The sequence below is a fragment of the Pseudomonas alkylphenolica genome (genome assembly GCF_000746525.1).
GTDB lineage: Bacteria > Pseudomonadota > Gammaproteobacteria > Pseudomonadales > Pseudomonadaceae > Aquipseudomonas > Aquipseudomonas alkylphenolica.
In genome coordinates this window covers 5,497,710-5,518,025 of sequence record NZ_CP009048.1, presented here as the reverse complement: position 1 = coordinate 5,518,025, position 20,316 = coordinate 5,497,710, and the positions used below count along the sequence as shown (strand labels likewise).

Genomic DNA, 20,316 nt, shown 5'->3' with positions numbered 1-20,316 from the left:
GGCAGGGATTTCTGCCGTATGACTCGGGCACTTTTGTAGAGGACCTCCCACTTGTCTATTTCTGTATTTCGCAAGGCCATGTTGGCTGGAGCGGGTCTGACGCTGGCGATCAGCGTCCAAGCGGCGCCCACGGTGCACATTTACAACTGGTCGGACTACATCGGCCAGACGACACTCGCGGATTTTGAAAAAGCCACCGGGATCAAACCGGTGCAGGATGTCTTTGACTCCAATGAAACCCTGGAAGGCAAACTGCTGGCCGGTCGTACCGGTTATGACGTAGTGGTGCCGTCCAACCATTTCCTCGGCAAGCAGATCAAGGCGGGCGCCTTCCAGAAGCTCGACAAGTCGCTGCTGCCGAACTATTCGAACCTCGACCCGGCGCTGATGAAGCGCCTGGAGAAGAACGATCCGGGTAACCAGTACGCCGTCCCCTACCTGTGGGGCACCAATGGCATCGGCTACAACGTCGAGAAGGTCAAGGCGGCGCTGGGCACCGACAAGATCGATTCCTGGGCCATGCTGTTCGAGCCGGAAAACATCAAGAAGCTCTCCAAGTGCGGCGTCGCCTTCCTCGACTCGGCCGACGAGATGCTCCCGGCAGTGCTGAACTACATGCGGCGCGACCCCAACAGCACCAACCCCAAGGACTACGCCGACGCCGAGAAGAAGCTGCTGGCGGTGCGTCCTTATGTGACTTATTTCCACTCGTCCAAGTACATCTCGGATCTGGCCAATGGTGATATCTGCGTAGCCGCAGGATTCTCCGGTGATGTGTTCCAGGCCAAGACCCGTGCCGAAGAAGCCGGCAAGGGTGTGGACGTGGCTTATGTGATTCCAAAGGAAGGCGGCAACCTCTGGTTCGACATGCTGGCAATCCCCAAGGATTCGACCAATGTCAAAGAGGCCCATGCTTTCATCAACTATTTGCTGCAGCCTGAGGTCATTGCCCAGGTCAGCGATTACGTCGGTTATGCCAACCCGAACCCCAAGGCTGGCGATCTGATGGATCAGAGCGTGCGAACCGACGCAGCGGTTTATCCACCGCAAGAAGTGCTGGACAAGTTGTACGTCAACTCGGAGCTACCTCCCAAGGTGCAACGTTTGATGACCCGTAGCTGGACCAAGATCAAGTCGGGCAAGTAAAAATCCAGAGTCCGTCACGGCAGGGGCGGACGCAAAAAATCTTGTTGGGAGTTTCACAAATGGCTGTTGCCTCCGGTGCCTATAAGAAAGCCCTCGAGGGCGACCAGCAACCTAAACAGGTGCTGGTCAAAATCGACCGGGTCACGAAAAAGTTCGACGAAACCATCGCCGTGGACGATGTGTCCCTGGAAATCAAGAAGGGTGAGATCTTCGCCCTGCTCGGTGGCTCCGGTTCGGGCAAGTCCACCTTGCTGCGCATGCTGGCCGGTTTCGAGCGGCCGACCGAGGGGCGCATCTTCCTCGATGGCGTAGACATCACCGACATGCCGCCCTACGAGCGGCCGATCAACATGATGTTCCAGTCCTATGCGCTGTTCCCGCACATGACCGTGGCGCAGAACATCGCCTTCGGCCTGCAGCAAGACCGCATGCCCAAGGCCGAGATCGACGCACGTGTCGGCGAGATGCTCAAGCTGGTGCACATGACCCAGTACGCCAAGCGCAAGCCGCACCAGCTTTCCGGTGGTCAGCGTCAGCGTGTGGCGCTGGCCCGCTCCCTGGCCAAACGCCCGAAGCTGTTGCTGCTCGATGAGCCGATGGGCGCGCTGGACAAGAAACTGCGTTCGCAGATGCAGCTTGAGCTGGTTGAGATCATCGAGCGGGTCGGTGTTACCTGCGTCATGGTGACCCACGACCAGGAAGAGGCCATGACCATGGCCCAGCGCATCGCCATCATGCACCTGGGCTGGATCGCCCAGATCGGCAGCCCGATCGACATCTACGAGACCCCGACCAGCCGCCTGGTCTGCGAGTTCATCGGCAACGTCAACCTGTTCGAGGGTGAAGTGGTCGAAGATGCCGAAGGCCACGCGGTCATTGCCAGCTCGGAACTCGAGCGCAAGATCTACGTCGGCCACGGTGTTACCACCTCGGTGGAAGACAAGCGCATCACCTATGCATTGCGTCCGGAAAAACTGCTGGTCACCACCCAGCAGCCGACCTGTGAACACAACTGGTCGCGCGGCAAGGTCCACGACATCGCCTACCTCGGTGGCCACTCGGTGTTCTACGTCGAGCTGCCTGGCGGCAAGATCGTCCAGTCGTTCGTTGCCAACGCTGAACGCCAGGGCACCCGACCGACCTGGGACGACCAGGTTTACGTCTGGTGGGAAGACGACAGCGGCGTGGTACTGCGGTCATGAACATGCGCAAGCTCAAGCGAGCCTTCAACCGAATAAAGCCTGAAGGGCGCCATCTGGTGATCGGCGTGCCGTTCATCTGGCTGTTCCTGTTCTTCATGCTGCCGTTCTTCATCGTCCTGAAGATCAGCTTCGCTGAAGCGGACGTGGCGATCCCGCCGTACACCGAAATCTACAGCTACGTCGAAGACAAAGTGCAGCTGGTGCTGAACATGGCCAACTACGGCCTGTTGACCGAGGATGAGCTGTACATCTCGGCGTACCTGGGCTCGTTGAAGATGGCCTTCTTCAGCACACTGCTGTGCCTGCTGATCGGCTATCCGATGGCCTATGCCATCGCCAACGCACGCAAGGAGACCCAGACGGTCCTGTTGCTGCTGATCATGATGCCGACCTGGACGGCGATCCTGATCCGCGTTTATGCCTGGATGGGCATTCTCAGCAACAATGGCCTGCTCAACAGTTTCCTGATGTGGCTGGGCCTGATCGATCAACCGCTGCAGATCCTCAACACCAACATGGCGGTCTACATCGGTGTGGTCTATTCGTACCTGCCGTTCATGATCCTGCCGCTCTACGCCAACCTGGTCAAACACGACCAGAGCCTGCTTGAGGCCGCGTCGGACCTGGGGTCGAGCACCTTCAACAGCTTCTGGAAGATCACCGTGCCGTTGTCGAAGAACGGCATCATCGCCGGCTGCATGCTGGTGTTCATTCCGGTGGTCGGTGAGTTCGTTATCCCGGAACTGCTTGGCGGTCCGGAAACCTTGATGATCGGTAAAGTGCTCTGGCAAGAGTTCTTCAACAACCGTGACTGGCCGGTGGCTTCTGCCCTGGCGGTGGTGATGCTGGCGATCCTGATCGTGCCGATTCTGCTCTTCAACCGTAGTCAGGCCAAAGAGATGGAGGGCAGGGCATGAAGCGTTTCAGTTTCTCCAAGCTGATGTTGATTGTGGGCTTGCTGTTCATCTACCTGCCCATGCTGATCCTGGTGATCTACTCGTTCAACGCTTCCAAGCTGGTGACGGTTTGGGGCGGCTGGTCGGTCAAGTGGTACGTCGGCTTGCTCGACAACAGCCAGTTGATGGGCTCGGTGATGCGCTCGCTGGAGATCGCCTGCTACACCGCGATCGCCGCGGTGGCGTTGGGTACCCTGGCGGCCTTCGTGCTGACCCGGGTGACGCGCTTCAAGGGTCGTACCCTGTTCGGTGGCCTGGTCACCGCGCCGCTGGTAATGCCTGAGGTGATTACCGGTCTGTCGCTGTTGCTGCTGTTCGTGGCCATGGCACAGATGATCGGCTGGCCGCAGGAACGCGGTATCGTGACCATCTGGATCGCGCATACCACCTTCTGTGCCGCCTATGTGGCGGTGGTGGTGTCGGCACGTCTGCGCGAGCTGGACCTGTCGATCGAGGAAGCGGCGATGGACCTGGGTGCCAAGCCGTGGAAGGTGTTCTTCCTGATCACCATCCCGATGATCGCGCCCTCGCTGGCGGCAGGTGGCATGATGTCCTTCGCGCTGTCGCTGGACGACCTGGTACTGGCCAGCTTCGTGTCGGGTCCGGGTTCGACCACCTTGCCGATGGAAGTCTTCTCGGCAGTACGTCTGGGCGTGAAACCGGAAATCAACGCCGTCGCCAGCCTGATCCTGCTGTCGGTATCGTTGGTGACCTTCATGGTCTGGTACGTCAGCCGTCGCGGCGAAGAGCGTCGTCGTCGGGCGATCCAGCAGGCCATCGAAGAAAGCGCTGCCGACTCCTGGAAGCAGCCGGACGTGGGTCGCACCGCGGCGCCTGTTTCGGCCTGACCTGAAAAACATCGCGGGGCAAGCCCGCTCCCACAGAGGCAGCACCAAACCTCTGTGGGAGCGGGCTTGCCCCGCGATTGCATCCCCTATCGCGAGGCAAGCTCGCTCCAGCCGGCCAACTGATCGAACTCAAAGGAATTGCATTAGTTACAGCGCCCGCCCATTCCCTGATCTACGCTAACACTCGCATCTCTGTATCGATCTGACACATGCAAGGAGCCTGCATGACGGTGTTGCGTACTGTATTGGTCGTCAGCCTGGGCTCGGCGCTCGTGTTAACGGGCTGTGGCGAGAAGAGCACTTCCGAAATCGAGTTGCCCAGAGTGGGCGTACAACGTGTTCAACCCAGCGATTTTGCTGCTTCCGTGACCCTCACCGGTGATGTCCAGGCGCGGGTGCAGGCGGATCAGTCGTTTCGCGTGGGCGGCAAGATCATCTCCCGCAGTGTCGATGTCGGCGACCATGTGAAGGCCAATCAGGTCCTGGCCCGGCTCGACCCCAAAGACCTGCAGGCCACTGTCGATTCGGCCAAGGCCGAAGTGTTCGCCGAACAGGCGCGGGTGACCCAGAGTGCCGCCGCATTTGTCCGTCAGCAAAAACTGTTGCCCAAGAGTTATACCAGCCAGAGTGAGTACGACTCCGCCCAGGCGGCCCTGCGCAGTAGCCAGAGCGCGTTAAAGGCCGCCCAGGCGCAACTGGCCAATGCCCGTGATCAGCTGAGCTACACCGCACTGGTGGCCGATGCGGCCGGGATCATCACCAATCGCCAGGCTGAAGTCGGCCAGGTGGTGCAGGCCACGGCACCGATATTCACCCTGGCCCACGATGGCGACCGTGATGCGGTGTTCAATGTCTATGAATCCTTGCTGGTCGCGTCGCCGAGCAGCGATACGATCATGGTCAGTCTGGTGGACGACCCGAAAGTCCAGGCCCCGGGCCATGTACGTGAGATCACCCCAACTGTTTCGACGCAGAGTGGCACGGTGCAGGTCAAGGTTGCGTTGCGCGATGTGCCGCCTGGTATGGAGCTGGGTTCGGCAGTCACCGCCACTGGCCATGCCCAGGGCAAGCCTAGTATCGAACTGCCCTGGTCGGCGTTGACCAAGGCCCTGCACGATCCGGCCGTGTGGCTGGTGGGTGAGGACAACAAGGTCAGACTGCAGCAGGTCAAAGTCGCTCGCTATCTCACCGGCAAGGTGGTGATAAGCGAAGGTCTCAAGGGTGGAGAGACCGTGGTGGTGACAGGTGGGCAGTTGCTCAACCCGGGCATGCAGGTGGAGATCGCGCCGCTCAAGGACAGTGGGGTGGCAGAATGAAAGCAATCGCACTGAGCCTGTGCAGCATTCTCTTTCTTGCCGGTTGCGAAAAGGATTCCGCGGAGTCCGAGCCGATCCGTCCGGTGCTGTCGGTGATTGTTCAGCCGCAGGTGCAAGCCAGTCTCGGGAGGTTCGCCGGCACTATCCAGGCGCGTTACGAGAGCACCCTGGGCTTTCGCGTGGCTGGTCGTATTGCGCGGCGCTGGGTCGATGTCGGTCGCGAGGTGAAACCGGGCGATACACTGGCCAGCCTTGATCCGGCCGATCAGCGCAACCAATTGCGTGCTGCCGAGGGCGACCTGGCCAAGGTCCAGGCGCAGTGGATCAATGCCCAGGCCGAAGCACGTCGCCAGCAACAGTTGTTCGATAGCGGCGTGGGCGCCCAGGCGCAACTGGACATCGCCCAGACCAATCTGAAAACCACCGGCGCTTCCCTGGAGCAGGCACGGGCCGCTGTCGTCCAGGCGCGTGATCAGCTTGGCTACAGCGAACTCAAGACCGATCACGCTGCCGTGGTCACCAACTGGCAGGCGGAAGCGGGGCAGACCGTCAGTGCCGGCCAGCCGGTGGTCACCCTGGCCCGTCCGGATATCAAGGAAGCGGTGATCGACTTGCCGACCTACCTGGCTGAACAGTTGTCCACAGACCTGAAGTTCGTCGTGGCTTCGCAACTCGATGCAACCATCAACACCTCCGCGACCTTGCGCGTGCTTGAGCCGCAGGCCGATGCCGCCACGCGAACCCGCCGTGCGCGCCTGACCCTGGCCAGTACCCCCGAGGCGTTCTATCTGGGAACAGCGATCAGCGTCACCCTGACCTCGGCGGTGTCGCCGCGCAGCGAATTACCCGCTACGGCGTTGCTGGAAAGTGAGGGCCAGCCCCAGGTTTGGGTGGTCGATCCGCAACAGAACACCGTTGCCACCCGCGAGGTGAAAGTGCTTGAGCGCACGCCCTATAGCGTGGTGCTGAGCGCCGGCGTACAGGCCGGGGAACGCGTGGTAACAGCCGGTGTGAACAGCCTGAAACCAGGCCAGAAAGTCAAAGTCGATGAGGAAGACCCACGATGAAAGGAAGCTTCAACCTGTCGGAGTGGGCTCTGAAGCACCAATCCTTTGTCTGGTACCTGATGTTCGTCGGCTTGCTGATGGGCGTTTTCTCCTACATGAACCTGGGGCGTGAGGAAGACCCTTCATTCACCATCAAGACCATGGTCATCCAGACGCGCTGGCCGGGAGCAACCCAGGACGAGATGCTCAACCAGGTCACCGACCGCATCGAGAAAAAACTCGAGGAGCTCGATTCGCTCGACTATGTGAAGAGCTACACCCGTCCGGGTGAGTCGACGGTCTATGTCAACCTGCTGGATACCACCCCGGCCAAGGACATCCCCGAGATCTGGTATCAGGTACGCAAGAAGATCCAGGACATTCGTGGCCAGTTTCCCCAGGGAATCCAGGGGCCGGGGTTCAACGACGAGTTCGGTGACGTCTACGGTTCGATCTATGCTTTTACCGCCGATGGGCTGACCATGCGCCAGCTGCGCGACTACGTCGAGCAGGTACGTGCCGAGATCCGCGAAGTGCCCGGGTTGGGCAAGGTGGAGATGATCGGCACCCAGGACGAAGTGCTGTACCTCAACTTCTCCACACGCAAGCTGGCCTCGTTCGGTATCGATCAGCGCCAGGTGCTGCAGGCCTTGCAAGCGCAGAACGCGGTGACCCCGGCCGGGGTGATCGAAGCCGGACCTGAGCGTGTGTCGGTACGTACTTCCGGCCAGTTCGCTTCGGAGAAAGACCTGGAGGCGGTCAACCTGCGCATCAATGACCGCTTCTTCCGCCTGGCCGATATCGCCGAGATCCAGCGCGGCTATGTCGACCCGCCTGCGCCGCAGTTTCGCTACAACGGACAGCCTGCCATTGGCTTGGGTATCGGCATGAAGGCGGGTGGCAACATCCAGGTGTTTGGTGCTGATCTGCACAAGATGATGGACCGTGTCATCTCTGAACTACCGGTTGGCGTCGGCGTGCATACGGTGTCCGACCAGGCTGTGGTGGTGGAAGAAGCCGTCGGTGGCTTTACCAGCGCATTGTTCGAGGCGGTGATCATCGTACTGGTGGTGAGTTTCGTCAGCCTCGGTATTCGCGCCGGCCTGGTGGTGGCCTGTTCGATTCCGCTGGTACTGGCCATGGTGTTCATCTTCATGGAGTACAGCGGCATCACCATGCAGCGGATCTCCCTGGGGGCGTTGATCATTGCCCTGGGCCTGTTGGTGGACGATGCGATGATTACCGTGGAGGTGATGGTCACGCGCCTGGAAATGGGCGAGACCAAGGAGCAAGCAGCGACCTTCGCTTACACCTCGACGGCCTTCCCGATGCTCACCGGTACCCTGGTGACCGTGGCCGGCTTCATGCCAATCGGTCTGAACGCCAGTTCGGCGGGGGAATACACCTATACCTTGTTTGCGGTGATCGCTGCGGCGTTGCTGGTGTCCTGGGTGGTGGCGGTGGTGTTTGCACCGGTGCTCGGTGTGCATATCCTCAACGCCAAGGTCAAAGCTCATGACGAGGAAACCGGCCGGGTCGGCAAGGCCTTCGAACACAGCCTGCTGTGGTGCATGCGCCATCGCTGGCTGACCATCATCGGCACCATTTTGCTGTTCGTGCTGGCGTTGTTCTGCATGCGTTTCGTGCAGAACCAATTCTTCCCCTCTTCGGACCGCCCGGAGATTCTCGTTGACCTCAATCTGCCGCAGAACTCCTCGATCGAGGAAACCCGCAAGGCGGTGGACCGGCTTGAGGCAACGCTCAAGGGTGACCCGGACATCGAGCGCTGGAGCACCTATATCGGCCAGGGCGCCATTCGTTTCTACCTGCCACTGGACCAGCAACTGCAGAACCCGTACTACGCCCAGCTGGTGATCGTCAGTAAAGGTTTCGAGGAGCGCGAAGGGTTGATCAAACGCTTGAAGCAGCGTTTGCGCGAAGACTTTGTCGGTATCGGCAGCAACGTCCAGTCGCTGGAAATGGGTCCGCCGGTAGGCTTGCCGATCCAGTACCGGGTGATGGGCAAGGATATCGATGAGGTGCGCAAATACGCGGTTGCCCTGGCGACCTTGCTCGACAGCAACGACCACATCGGCCAGATGATTTACGACTGGAACGAACCGGGCAAAGTCCTGCGCGTCGAAATCGCCCAGGACAAGGCGCGCCAGCTTGGCCTGTCGTCCGAGGACGTGGCCAATGTCATGAACAGCATTGTCAGCGGCACGCAGATCACCCAGGTGAACGACAGTATCTACCTGATCAACGTCGTCGCCCGTGCCGTGGACAGTGAGCGCAGTTCGCCGCAGACCTTGCAGAACCTGCAGATCGTCACCCCCAACGGCACCTCGATTCCGCTGCTGGCCTTCGCCACCGTGCGCTACGAGCTGGAGCAGCCGCTGGTCTGGCGTCGCGACCGCAAACCGACCATCACCATCAAGGCTGCGGTGCGTGGTGATATCCAGCCGACTGACCTGGTGCGTGAACTCAAACCGCAGATCGACGATTTCGTCAGCAAACTGCCGGTGGGCTACACGGTCGAAACCGGCGGTACGGTAGAAGCAAGTGGCAAGGCCCAGGGGCCGATTGCCAAAGTGTTGCCGCTGATGCTGTTCCTGATGGGCACCTTTCTGATGATCCAGCTGCACAGCGTGCAGAAACTGTTCCTGGTGGCCAGCGTGGCGCCGCTGGGCTTGATCGGTGTGGTCCTGGCGCTGGTGCCAACGGGTACACCGATGGGCTTCGTGGCCATCCTCGGGATTCTCGCGCTGATCGGTATCATCATCCGCAACTCGGTGATTCTGGTGACCCAGATCGATGAGTACGAGGGGCAGGGATTGTCGCCGTGGGCAGCGGTGCTGGAAGCGACCAACCACCGCCGACGGCCGATTCTATTGACGGCGGCAGCGGCCAGCCTGGGCATGATCCCCATCGCCCGTGAGGTGTTCTGGGGGCCAATGGCCTACGCAATGATCGGCGGGATTATCATCGCAACCCTGCTGACCTTGTTGTTCCTGCCGGCCTTGTATGTGGCCTGGTACAAGATCAGGGAGCCGCTGGGGAGCGAGCGCGTATAAAAATAGATATCAATTGCGAATATGTCTCATCTTCTGCTAGCGTGCGCTCACCTTGAGATTCACTGCCAGGAAGTGCCGTGTCTTCGTGGAATTCGCAGATTGCCCGGTTGTTCGCCGAGCACAAAAAAGCCCTGGAGGCCTTTGTTGCTCGGCGCACCGGCAATACTCAGGTCGCAGCCGATCTGACCCAGGAGTCGTTCTTGCGCCTGGCGCGGCTGCCTGCCGACAAAAAAATCGATAATCTGCCAGCCTTTCTGTTCACGATCGCCAGCAACCTGATTCGCGACCATCAGCGCCAGATGATTCGCCGCGAGCATCGGGAAGTGGGTGAGCCCAGCGATGAATTGCCCTGCGATTCGCCGGGGGCCGAAGAGCAGCTGGCGGCCATGCAGGAGCAAGCGCTGATGCATGACGCCATTCAGGCCTTGCCCGAGGCGACTCGACACATCTTCCTGCTTTACCATGTCGACGAATGTTCCTACCGGGAGATTGGCGAGCGGTTAAAGGTCTCCCCGCGTAGTGTCGAATACCAATTGCGTCGTGCGCTGATCGATTGCCGGGCCTTCATCAAGGCACGACTGCTCAGTGACACGCAGGGGCCGCATTTGTGAACCGGCCCTTTGCAGCTACGGATGCCCCGATGATCGAGCCGAATGTCACCGATGCTGACGACGACCTGTTCGCCGAAGCCAGTGGCTGGTACTACCGCCTGCAGGCCGAGGACCTCACCCCGACTGAGCGGGAAGCCTTTGCGGCCTGGCTGGCGCAGGGGCCGAGCGAGGTTCAGGCCTGGAATGAAGTGCTCGACCTGCTCGGTGCCTTGCGCGAGCCTGCCCAACAGCTTCGCCAGGCTCAGCGTGCCCGTTGGCACAAGCCGCGGGCGCGGGTCTGGGCCAGTGCTGCTGCGGTTCTGTTGATGATCGGTCTGCTGATCGCCAGCCCCTGGCCCGACCGCTGGCGTGCTGACTACGCGACGGTTACGGGCGAGTCGCGCACGCTGGCCCTGGCCGATGGTTCACAGCTGCAACTCAATACCGACACCGCTGTGCAGGTCGAGTTGGGTGACGGGGAGCGGCGGGTGCGCCTGCTGCGTGGCGAGGCGTGGTTCGATGTCAGCCATGATCCGTCGCGGCCCTTTCTGATTCGCTCCGGTGACGGCTGGGTGAAGGTCGTCGGCACGCGCTTCAGCGTCGCACAGCAGGGTAACCAGACCCTTGTGCGGGTTGCCCAGGGCAGGGTTCAGGTCAGTGTCGACGAGGGGCAATCGGTGCTGCTCGATCCAGGGCGCGGCGTCGAGTACAGCGGTTTGCAGCTGGGTAGCGAACACGGCTTTGATATTGCCGCCGAGTTCGCCTGGCGCCAGCGTCAGCTGGTGTTCCGCCAACAGCCTCTGGCCGAGGTGGTCGAAGCGTTGAACCGCTACTGGCCAGGGCAGACCCTGGTGCTCGGCGATACCCTGCGCCAGCGCAAGGTCTCCGGGGTGTTTGAAATCGACAAGCCCGACGCCGTACTCAAAGCGTTGACGCACACCTTGGGTCTGCGTGCTGAGCAGTACACGCCCTACCTGCGTGTGCTGCGCGAAGGTTAGCGAAAAAATTTTAAAAAATTTCAGGGTTTCCCCGAAGCCTGACGTCCTTGAACTCGTAAGCGCAAATAATAAGCACTCTCAGAAAGTGCGGCGCGATTAAACGACTTCGACGATTTGGGGGAGCTTCACTGATGGATAACACCACCGCCACCCGGCGCCTGCCGACCCTGCTGAGCCTGGCCATTGCCCTGGGCTGCGGCACGCTGACCATGCCGGTCCTCGCCGCACCCGCTGTGCAGGCCCAGGCCTATCAGTTCCAGATTCCGGCGCAATCGCTGGACGGGGCGTTGGCGGCCTTCAGTGCGGTGACCCGGGTGCAGGTGCTGGTTGGCGCCGAGGTGACCCAAGGTTTGCGTTCCCCTGGCCTCAGCGGCAGTTACCCACAGAATCAGGCGCTGGCCCGGCTGCTGGCCGGCACCGGCCTGAGCGCAACCTACATCGACAGTGACAGCGTCACGCTCGAACGGCGCCAGGCGGATGAACAGGCCCTGCAGCTGGGCGCGACCATGGTCGGTGGCAAGGTGCTGGGCGCCACCACCGAGGGCAGTCAGTCCTACACCACCGGTGCGCTGACCATTGGCAAAGGCGAGCAGAAACTCAAGGACATCCCGCAATCGGTGTCGGTCGTCACGCGCCAGCGAATGGACGACCAGAACATGAACAGCCTGCAGGACGCGATGCGCCAGGTCACCGGTGCGACCATCAAGAGTTACAACGCTGGCTCAAGCCTGAACGATGTCTACATGCGCGGATTCCTTGTCGACCAGGTGCAGGTTGACGGGGTTTCGCAGATGACTGGCCAGGGCGACCTGATGACCAGCTTTGACCTGGCAATGTTCGACCGGGTCGAGGTGTTGCGCGGACCTTCCGGCCTGTACCAGAGCTCGGGTGAACCGGGTGGCACCATTAACCTGGTACGCAAGCGTGCCTTGGGCCAGTTTGCCCTCAGCGGCGAGCTGTCTGCCGGTTCCTATGACCACTATCACTCGACCGTGGACATCACCGGTCCGCTGAACAGCGACGGTAGTCTGCGCGGACGCTTTGTCACCGCCTATGAAGACAACAAATCCTTTGTCGACTATGCCCAGAACGAACGGCCGATGGTTTACGGGCGCCTGGAGTACGACGTGACCCCGGACACCACGCTGTCCCTGGGTGGCGCCTACCAGAACAACCATTCCACCCCGGCCTTTGGCCTGCCGGCGTATGCCAATGGCAAGTTGCTGGATGTCAGCCGCTCGACCTTCGTCGATGCCAAGTGGAACGGACTGGACGAGCACGTCTGGGAAAGCTTCTTTGAAGTCGACCACGCCCTGGAGAATGGCGGTCAGTTCAAGACCTCGTTGACCTACCGCGATGCTGAAACCCCGACCCGCAACTTCACCTGGAGCGATGGCGCGGTAGACCCGGCGACCGGCGCCAGTTCGGCCGTGGCCTATTCCTACTACACCCACATCAAAACTCTGGGCCTGGACAGCTTTGTCACCCTGCCGGTGGAGGCTTTTGGCCGCACCCACGAATTTACCGCAGGGGTCGAGTACCAGCACCTGGACAAGGACTTCACCTACGGTGGTGGCGAGTACTTCGACACCAATGTGTTCGATCCGGGCAGCATCAACATACCCAAGCGAAAGTACGAAATGGATAACGGCAACTGGTCGAAATCTCACCAGTACGGCCTTTATGCCCGCAGCAAAATCAGCGCCACCGACTGGCTGGACGTCATCCTCGGCAGCCGGGTGACCTGGTTCGAGAGTGAGGCGCACAATGCCAACGCCTTCTTCAACAACTTCAGCAACACCGAAACCAACATCGACCGCAAAGTCATTCCCTACGGTGCGCTGGTGGCCAAGCTGACGCCCGAACTGTCTGCTTACGCCAGCTACACCAGCGTGTTCAAACCGCAGACCGAGGTCGATGCCGATAACCAGACCATCGCCCCGCGCAAGGGCAAACAGTACGAACTGGGCCTCAAGCGTGAGTTCTTCGACGGTCGTCTGAACGGCAGTGTCGCGGTGTTCCGTATCTACGACGAAAACCGTGCGGAACTGGTAGCCAACAATCAGTACTACGAGCCACAGGGCAAGATCCGCAGCCAGGGCTGGGAAACCGAACTGAGCGGTAACCTGACCGACAACTGGAGCATCAGCACCGGTTACGCGTTCACCATGCTCAAGTCGCTGAGCGGCGCAGACACCAACCAGGGCACCACCATCACGCCGAAACACAACTACAACCTGTGGACCAACTACGAGTTTACCGATGGGCCACTGAAGGACTTCAACGTTGGCGGTGGGGTGCGTGCGGTAAGTGCCACCTACTACAAGCGTGACGTCGACTTTGTTCAGGGCGGCTATGCGATTACCACGGCTCAGGTCGGCTACAAGTTCAACGAGCACCTGTCGGCGAAGCTGACGGCCAACAACCTGTTTGACCGCACTTACTATGAGCGGGTGGACAGCTCCTGGGGTTCGAACTTCTATGGCGAGCCGCGTAACCTGACGTTGACCTTGCGCGCCAAGTATTGAGCCGGACGGCTTTGTAGCCATCGCGGGGCAAGCCCGCTCCCACAAGGGGTTTCTGTGGGAGCGGGCTTGCCCCGCGATTATTGCGTTACAGCCCGTCGAGCATCGCCTTGTTGCGTACCGCACCCTTGTCGGCACTAGTGGCCAGCAGGGCGTAGGCTTTCAGTGCGGTGGTCACTTTACGTGGACGCACTTCCACCGGCTTCCAGCCTTTCTTGTCCTGTTCGACGCGACGTGCCGCCAACTCTTCATCGCTGACCAGCAGGTTGATCGAGCGGTTAGGAATGTCGATCAGCACCTTGTCGCCATCCTGCACCAGGCCGATGGCGCCGCCGGCAGCCGCTTCAGGCGAAGCGTGGCCGATGGACAGGCCCGAGGTACCGCCGGAGAAGCGGCCGTCGGTGAGCAGGGCGCAGGCTTTGCCCAGGCCTTTGGACTTCAGGTAGGAGGTCGGGTAGAGCATTTCCTGCATGCCCGGGCCGCCTTTCGGACCTTCGTAGCGAATGATGACGATATCGCCCTCTTTCACTTCGTCGGCAAGGATGCCGCGTACGGCGCTGTCCTGGCTTTCGAAGATTTTCGCGTTGCCTTCGAACACATGGATGGATTCGTCGACACCTGCGGTCTTCACCACGCAACCGTCCAGGGCGATGTTGCCGTACAGCACGGCCAGGCCGCCTTCTTGCGAATAGGCGTGCTCGACACTGCGGATGCAGCCGTTTTCACGGTCGTCGTCCAGGGTGTCCCAACGGGTCGACTGGCTGAACGCGGTCTGGGTCGGAATACCGGCAGGGCCGGCCTTGAAGAAGTGGTGCACCGCTGCGTCGTCGGTCTGGGTGATGTCCCACTTGGCGATGGCTTCTTCCATGCTCGGGCTGTGCACGGTCGGCAGGTCGGTGTGCAGCAGACCGCCACGGGCCAGCGAACCGAGGATGCTGAAGATGCCGCCAGCGCGGTGGACGTCTTCCATGTGGTACTTCTGGATGTTCGGCGCAACCTTGCACAGCTGCGGCACTTTGCGCGACAGACGATCGATATCGCGCAGGTCGAAATTGATCTCGGCTTCCTGGGCGGCGGCCAGCAGGTGGAGGATGGTGTTGGTCGAACCGCCCATGGCGATGTCGAGCATCATGGCGTTCTCGAACGCCTTGAAGTTGGCAATGTTACGCGGCAGGACGCTCTGGTCGTTGTCGCCGTAGTAACGCTTGCACAGCTCGACGATGGTCCGTCCGGCCTGCAGGAACAGCTGTTCGCGGTCGCTGTGGGTGGCCAGGGTCGAACCGTTGCCCGGCAGGGCCAGGCCCAGTGCTTCGGTCAGGCAGTTCATCGAGTTGGCGGTGAACATGCCGGAGCAGGAACCGCAGGTCGGGCAGGCGCTGCGCTCGTATTCGGCGACCTTTTCATCGGAAGCGGTCGAGTCGGCGGCGATGACCATGGCATCGACCAGGTCCAGGCCATGGCTGGCCAGCTTGGTCTTGCCGGCTTCCATCGGCCCGCCGGAAACGAAGATCACCGGAATGTTCAGGCGCAGGGCAGCCATGAGCATGCCGGGGGTGATCTTGTCGCAGTTGGAGATGCACACGATGGCGTCGGCGCAGTGGGCGTTGACCATGTACTCCACCGAGTCGGCGATGATCTCGCGGCTCGGCAGCGAATAGAGCATGCCGTCGTGGCCCATGGCGATGCCATCGTCGACCGCGATGGTGTTGAATTCCTTGGCCACGCCACCGGCGCGTTCGATCTCGCGGGCGACCAGTTGACCCAGGTCCTTCAGGTGCACGTGCCCCGGGACAAACTGGGTGAACGAGTTGGCGATGGCGATGATCGGTTTTTTGAAGTCTTCGTCTTTCATCCCGGTGGCGCGCCACAAAGCGCGTGCGCCGGCCATATTGCGGCCGTGGGTGGACGTTTTCGAGCGGTAATCAGGCATGAAGCACTCCTGGCGGCTAATCAGGTAACAAAAAGGGGAGTGAGCTTCTCTTGTCCTTTGCACCGAAGGCAGGTGGCCGCTGGTACGGATGAAGCCGAGATCGCCGCGGGATCGCCGTGCGCTCGGCCAGAGCTCATAAACCCGCCGGGGATGACTGGCGATGAATAGCCCGATTCTACACCGCTGGCGCCGCGAAGGAATGGCGTTGTAGATGGTTGGTGGCGATCGGCGGCGCTGTTGCTCTGCGAATGGTCTGTCAGACCGCTTGTAAGTCCGCCTGTAGGATCATTCTGAAATGCCGCAAAAGCCCGGAAAAGCGGCTGTTCCCGCCTGCCGGACTGGCTATTATCCCCGCGCCGCATGTGCGGCTTATGAGACGACACCCTTAATGGACCTTCCCAGTTTCAGTTCATCGCGAACCTACATTCTGGCACTGAACGCAGTGGCGTCAGGGCTGCCCGTTAGCTGACCGACAGCCTTGCCGGTCGGCCTCCAGGTAGCTGCGCTGCTGCCTGGAGATCGATATGACCACAATCCACGAAGCAAACCCGGGCGGACTGGCCCTGCCCCGTGAGCAAGCCCAGGCTCGCCGCGACGACCTGCTGCAGGCCGGCCGCTACCCTGCCGGTACCGCAGGGGCGCTGATGAGCAGCCATTACTCCTGCATCTGCAGCGGCCTGAGCGCGAGCCAGGCCATCGACATGCTGCGCCGCGAAGCCGCTGATGCCGAAACCATCTACCAGTCCTACGTGCTCGACGAGCAGGGCAACCTGCTCGGCACGCTGTCCCTGCGCGAGCTGATTCTTGCCACACCCGAATTGCCGGTAGAGCAACTGATGGTGCGCCCGGTGCTCAGTGTCAGCACTGCCACCTCCCAGGAAGAAGTGGCCAGACTGATCAGCGAGCACGATCTGCTGGCCTTGCCGGTGCTGGACAGCGGCGGGCGTCTGGTGGGCATCGTCACCTGTGACGATGCCATGGATGTGGTGGTCGAGGAGGCCACCGAGGACTTTCATAAAGGCGCGCTGATCGGTACCCACCTGGGCAACTTGAAGACTGCCACCGTGGGTTTGCTCTATCGCAAACGCGTGCTCTGGCTGGTGCTGCTGGTGTTCGGCAACCTGTTTTCCGGAGCGGGTATTGCCGCTTTCGAAGACACCATCGCTGCGCATATTGCCCTGGTGTTCTTCCTGCCGCTGCTGGTCGATAGCGGCGGCAATGCCGGTGCCCAGTCGGCAACGCTGATGGTCCGCGCCCTGGCCACGGGTGAAGTGGTCATGCGTGACTGGTTGAGCTTGCTCGGGCGGGAGTGTGGGGTGGCCCTGGCCCTGGGTGGCACCATGGCTGTCGCGGTGGCGTCGTTGGGGGTATTGCGTGGCGGTCCTGATATTGCCCTGATCGTCGCCAGCAGCATGCTGGTGATTGTCCTGCTGGGCAGCTTGATCGGCATGAGCCTGCCGTTCCTGCTCAGCCGCATGAAGCTCGACCCGGCCACCGCCAGCGGGCCCTTGGTGACGTCGATTGCCGATGCTGCCGGGGTACTGGTGTACTTCGGAATTGCTTCGCAGGTACTGGATATCTGAGAGCCGATCGCGGGGCAAGCCCGCTCCCACAGAGGACACGGTGGGAGCGGGCTTGCCCCGCGATGTACCTTAGCTGTTAGGCAGCAACCGGCAGGTAATGCTCTTGATGTAACGGGTTTCCGGGATCGCCGGGTGCACCGGATGATCCGGGCCCTGGCCGCCGCGTTCGAGCAGCTGGATGTTGCGGTCCAGATGGCGGGCGCTGGTCAGCAGGATGTTCTGCAGGTCGTCCTCGGGCAGGTGCATCGAGCACGAAGCGCTGACCAGAATGCCGTCCTTGGTCAGCAGGCGCATGGCCTGTTCGTTCAGGCGACGGTAGGCGCCTTCGCCGTTTTTCAGATCTTTCTTGCGCTTGATGAAGGCGGGCGGGTCGGCAACGATCACGTCGAAACGTTCTTCGGAGGCCTTGAGCTCCTTCAGTGCTTCGAACACATCGCCTTCAATGCAGGTGAGCTTCTCGGCAATGCCGTTGAGCGCGGCGTTGCGCTCAACGCCATCGAGGGCAAAGCCCGAGGCGTCGACACAGAATACTTCGCTGGCGCCGAAAGCACCGGCCTGCACACCCCAGCCACCGATGTAGCTGAACAGGTCGAGCACACGCTTGCCCTGTACGTACGGCGCCAGGCGCGCGCGGTTCATGCGGTGGTCGTAGAACCAGCCGGTCTTCTGGCCTTCCATCACCGGGGCCTCGAACTTCACCCCGTTCTCTTCCAGGGCAACCCACTCCGGCACCAGGCCGAATACGGTTTCGACGTAGCGGTTCAGACCTTCGGCGTCGCGGGCGGCCGAGTCGTTCTTGAACAGGATGCCGCTTGGCTTGAGGACCTGGACCAGGGCGGCGATGACGTCGTCCTTGTGCTGTTCCATGGTGGCCGAAGCCAGCTGAACGACCAGAATATCGCCAAAGCGATCGACTACCAGACCCGGCAGCAGGTCGGAATCGCCGTACACCAGACGGTAGAACGGCTTGTCGAACAGGCGCTCACGCAGCGACAGGGCAACATTGATGCGGTGCACCAGCAGCGACTTGTCCAGCGCAAGCTTGGCATCACGCGACAGCAGGCGGGCGCAGATCAGGTTGTTCGGGCTCATGGCAACGACGCCCAGGGCCTTGCCACCGGCGGTTTCCAGAATCGCCTGGTCACCGGCCTTGAAGCCATGCAGCGGGGTCGCGGCGACGTCGATTTCGTTGCTGTAAACCCACAGGTGGCCGGCGCGCAGGCGGCGGTCGGCATTGGCTTTGAGACGAAGGCTGGGCAGGGACATGACGTCGCTCCGGGAAAAAAGAGCGGGAGTATAACCTGATGCCTGTGGCGCTGATGTGAATAGCGACAAATTGCAACAGAGCAGTGGCCTTTCGCTTCACCCCGGGCCGGTACGATCGGGTTAGAATCGCCGCTCAGCCCCGAGTGTGTACTTATGTCCCAGGAACTCTCCGCCGAACAGATCCAGCACGCCTTGCAAGGCATCAGCGTGCCGCCACAGCCGCAGATCATGGTCGATCTTCAATTCGAGCAATACATGCCTGATCCCGACCTTGAGGTGATCGCCAAACTGATCGCCCAGGACCCGGGCCTGTCTGGCGCCTTGCTCAAGCTGGTCAACTCGCCGTATTACGGCCTGACCAACAAGATTGCTTCGATCCAGCGCGCGGTGAGCCTGCTCGGCAGTCGTTCGATCATCAACCTGATCAACGCCCAGTCGATCAAGGGCGAGATGAGCGACGACACCATCGTCACCCTCAACCGTTTCTGGGACACCGCCCAGGACGTGGCCGTGACCTGCCTGACCCTGGCCAAGCGCATCGGCTCGCAGGCGGTTGACGAGGCCTATGCCCTGGGCCTGTTCCACGACTGCGGCGTGCCGCTGATGCTCAAACGCTTCCCCGAGTACATGGGCGTGCTTGAAGACGCCTACGCCAATGCGGGTGCCGACAAGCGAGTGGTCGACACCGAGAACCAGGCGTTCAACACCAACCACGCGGTGGTCGGTTACTACACCGCCAAGTCCTGGCGCCTGCCCGAGCACCTGAGCAATGCCATCGCCAACCACCACAACGCCCTGGCGGTGTTCAGCGATGATTCGGCGCGTAACAGCCAACTGAAGAACCTGCTGGCAATCCTCAAGATGGCCGAGCACATCTGCTCGTCGTACCGGGTGCTGGGCAATCAGAGTGTCGATCACGAGTGGAATGCCGTTGGGCACCTGGTGCTCGACTATGTGGGGCTTTCCGAGTACGACTTTGAGAACCTCAAGCAGACCATTCGCGAATTGGGCAGTCACTGATCCATGCCGGAACTACCAGAAGTCGAGACCACCCGGCGCGGTATTGCGCCTTACCTGGAAGGCCAGCGCGTCAATCGGGTGATCGTGCGCGACCGGCGCCTGCGCTGGCCGATCCCCGAGGACCTCGATATCCGCCTGTCCGGGCAGCGTTTCGTCAAGATCGAGCGCCGTGCCAAATACCTGCTGCTCAATGCCGAGGTCGGGACGCTGATCAGTCACTTGGGGATGTCCGGCAACCTGCGTCTGGTCGAGATCGGCTTGCCGGCTGCCAAGCATGAGCATGTGGATATCGAACTGGAGTCGGGCCTGGCCTTGCGCTATACCGACCCGCGCCGCTTTGGCGCGATGCTCTGGAGCCTCGATCCGCTCAATCATGAGCTGCTGATCAAGCTTGGCCCTGAGCCGTTGACCGACCTGTTCGACGGCGAGCGCCTGTTCCAGCTGTCGCGTGGCAAGGCCATGGCGGTCAAACCATTCATCATGGATAACGCGGTGGTGGTCGGGGTCGGCAACATTTATGCGACCGAGGCCCTGTTCGCTGCCGGTATCGATCCGCGCCGCGAAGCCGGGAGCATCTCGCGGGCGCGTTACCTGAAGCTGGCGATCGAGATCAAACGCATCCTCGCCTGCGCGATCGAGCGCGGCGGCACCACCTTGCGCGACTTTGTCGGCGGTGATGGCCAACCGGGCTATTTCCAGCAGGAGCTTTTTGTCTACGGACGCCGGGAAGAGCCCTGCAAGGTCTGCGGCAGTATCCTGCGCGAGGTCAAGCTCGGCCAGCGCGCCAGCGTGTTCTGCCCGCGCTGTCAGAAGTGA

15 protein-coding genes are annotated in these 20,316 nt (G+C 61.2%); 13 read left to right on the top strand and 2 right to left on the bottom strand.

Annotated elements, in window-relative coordinates; genetic code table 11:
• Positions 1-51 precede the first annotated feature (51 nt).
• The 10 genes from PSAKL28_RS25220 to PSAKL28_RS25175 all read left to right on the top strand — a co-directional run bounded on the left by PSAKL28_RS25220 (position 52) and on the right by PSAKL28_RS25175 (position 13,704).
• Positions 52-1,146, top strand: coding sequence for a polyamine ABC transporter substrate-binding protein (locus tag PSAKL28_RS25220; RefSeq protein ID WP_038615644.1), 1,095 nt, complete (start codon positions 52-54; stop codon positions 1,144-1,146).
• A gap of 59 nt (positions 1,147-1,205) precedes the next feature.
• Positions 1,206-2,348: a polyamine ABC transporter ATP-binding protein gene (gene potA / locus PSAKL28_RS25215; protein WP_038615642.1), complete on the top strand. Its 1,143-nt coding sequence runs from the start codon at positions 1,206-1,208 to the stop codon at positions 2,346-2,348.
• Complete coding sequence (locus PSAKL28_RS25210) at positions 2,345-3,265, top strand: ABC transporter permease subunit (protein ID WP_038615639.1); 921 nt, start codon at positions 2,345-2,347, stop codon at positions 3,263-3,265. The genes potA and PSAKL28_RS25210 overlap by 4 nt, the downstream gene beginning before the upstream one ends.
• A complete protein-coding gene (locus tag PSAKL28_RS25205) occupies positions 3,262-4,152 on the top strand; it encodes an ABC transporter permease subunit (RefSeq protein ID WP_038615636.1) in 891 nt (296 codons plus the stop codon). Before PSAKL28_RS25210 ends, PSAKL28_RS25205 begins: the two co-directional genes overlap by 4 nt.
• 224 nt (positions 4,153-4,376) lie before the next feature.
• A complete protein-coding gene (locus PSAKL28_RS25200) occupies positions 4,377-5,468 on the top strand; it encodes an efflux RND transporter periplasmic adaptor subunit (protein WP_038615635.1) in 1,092 nt (363 codons plus the stop codon).
• Positions 5,465-6,535, top strand: coding sequence for an efflux RND transporter periplasmic adaptor subunit (locus PSAKL28_RS25195; protein ID WP_038615634.1), 1,071 nt, complete (start codon positions 5,465-5,467; stop codon positions 6,533-6,535). The genes PSAKL28_RS25200 and PSAKL28_RS25195 overlap by 4 nt, the downstream gene beginning before the upstream one ends.
• The gene (locus PSAKL28_RS25190) at positions 6,532-9,588 is read left to right on the top strand and encodes an efflux RND transporter permease subunit (RefSeq protein ID WP_038615632.1); all 3,057 of its coding nucleotides are present in this window, start codon (positions 6,532-6,534) and stop codon (positions 9,586-9,588) included. The genes PSAKL28_RS25195 and PSAKL28_RS25190 overlap by 4 nt, the downstream gene beginning before the upstream one ends.
• A gap of 77 nt (positions 9,589-9,665) precedes the next feature.
• Positions 9,666-10,199: an RNA polymerase sigma factor gene (locus tag PSAKL28_RS25185; RefSeq protein ID WP_038615630.1), complete on the top strand. Its 534-nt coding sequence runs from the start codon at positions 9,666-9,668 to the stop codon at positions 10,197-10,199.
• A gap of 29 nt (positions 10,200-10,228) precedes the next feature.
• On the top strand, positions 10,229-11,176 hold the full coding sequence (locus PSAKL28_RS25180; RefSeq protein WP_038615629.1) for a FecR family protein: 948 nt from the start codon (positions 10,229-10,231) through the stop codon (positions 11,174-11,176).
• A 131-nt stretch (positions 11,177-11,307) separates the two neighbouring features.
• Positions 11,308-13,704 (top strand): TonB-dependent siderophore receptor, encoded by a 2,397-nt coding sequence (locus PSAKL28_RS25175; RefSeq protein ID WP_038615628.1) that lies wholly within the window; start codon positions 11,308-11,310, stop codon positions 13,702-13,704.
• Between the two features lie 85 nt (positions 13,705-13,789).
• Here PSAKL28_RS25175 and ilvD read toward each other — a convergent pair whose 3' ends face one another.
• A complete protein-coding gene (gene ilvD / locus PSAKL28_RS25170) occupies positions 13,790-15,631 on the bottom strand; it encodes a dihydroxy-acid dehydratase (RefSeq protein ID WP_038615627.1) in 1,842 nt (613 codons plus the stop codon).
• Positions 15,632-16,155: 524 nt separating this feature from the next.
• Here ilvD and mgtE point away from each other — a divergent pair.
• Entirely contained in the window at positions 16,156-17,214 is a 1,059-nt protein-coding gene (gene mgtE, locus PSAKL28_RS25165; RefSeq protein ID WP_038615625.1) for a magnesium transporter, read from the top strand.
• A 69-nt stretch (positions 17,215-17,283) separates the two neighbouring features.
• Here mgtE and PSAKL28_RS25160 read toward each other — a convergent pair whose 3' ends face one another.
• On the bottom strand, positions 17,284-18,480 hold the full coding sequence (locus PSAKL28_RS25160) for a class I SAM-dependent rRNA methyltransferase (protein WP_038615623.1): 1,197 nt from the start codon (positions 18,478-18,480) through the stop codon (positions 17,284-17,286).
• Positions 18,481-18,687: 207 nt separating this feature from the next.
• On the opposite strand from PSAKL28_RS25160, the gene PSAKL28_RS25155 reads away from it, so the two are divergent.
• Together PSAKL28_RS25155 and mutM are read left to right on the top strand one after the other, a co-directional pair.
• Positions 18,688-19,500, top strand: coding sequence for an HDOD domain-containing protein (locus PSAKL28_RS25155; protein WP_174446971.1), 813 nt, complete (start codon positions 18,688-18,690; stop codon positions 19,498-19,500).
• Positions 19,501-19,503: 3 nt separating this feature from the next.
• Positions 19,504-20,316 carry a bifunctional DNA-formamidopyrimidine glycosylase/DNA-(apurinic or apyrimidinic site) lyase gene (gene mutM, locus PSAKL28_RS25150; protein WP_038615620.1) on the top strand — a complete coding sequence of 271 codons (813 nt, stop codon included), beginning with the start codon at positions 19,504-19,506 and terminating at the stop codon, positions 20,314-20,316.

Bases quoted from the DNA above. Each gene is read 5' to 3' on its own strand.
- PSAKL28_RS25205 (WP_038615636.1), top strand. From the start codon at position 3,262: ATGAAGCGTTTCAGTTTCTCCAAGCTGATGTTGATTGTGGGCTTGCTG.
- PSAKL28_RS25180 (WP_038615629.1), top strand. From the start codon at position 10,229: ATGATCGAGCCGAATGTCACCGATGCTGACGACGACCTGTTCGCCGAA.
- mutM (WP_038615620.1), top strand. From the start codon at position 19,504: ATGCCGGAACTACCAGAAGTCGAGACCACCCGGCGCGGTATTGCGCCT.
- PSAKL28_RS25190 (WP_038615632.1), top strand. From the start codon at position 6,532: ATGAAAGGAAGCTTCAACCTGTCGGAGTGGGCTCTGAAGCACCAATCC.
- PSAKL28_RS25175 (WP_038615628.1), top strand. From the start codon at position 11,308: ATGGATAACACCACCGCCACCCGGCGCCTGCCGACCCTGCTGAGCCTG.
- PSAKL28_RS25200 (WP_038615635.1), top strand. From the start codon at position 4,377: ATGACGGTGTTGCGTACTGTATTGGTCGTCAGCCTGGGCTCGGCGCTC.
- mgtE (WP_038615625.1), top strand. From the start codon at position 16,156: ATGACCACAATCCACGAAGCAAACCCGGGCGGACTGGCCCTGCCCCGT.
- ilvD (WP_038615627.1), bottom strand. From the start codon at position 15,631: ATGCCTGATTACCGCTCGAAAACGTCCACCCACGGCCGCAATATGGCC.
- potA (WP_038615642.1), top strand. From the start codon at position 1,206: ATGGCTGTTGCCTCCGGTGCCTATAAGAAAGCCCTCGAGGGCGACCAG.
- PSAKL28_RS25210 (WP_038615639.1), top strand. From the start codon at position 2,345: ATGAACATGCGCAAGCTCAAGCGAGCCTTCAACCGAATAAAGCCTGAA.
- PSAKL28_RS25160 (WP_038615623.1), bottom strand. From the start codon at position 18,480: ATGTCCCTGCCCAGCCTTCGTCTCAAAGCCAATGCCGACCGCCGCCTG.
- PSAKL28_RS25195 (WP_038615634.1), top strand. From the start codon at position 5,465: ATGAAAGCAATCGCACTGAGCCTGTGCAGCATTCTCTTTCTTGCCGGT.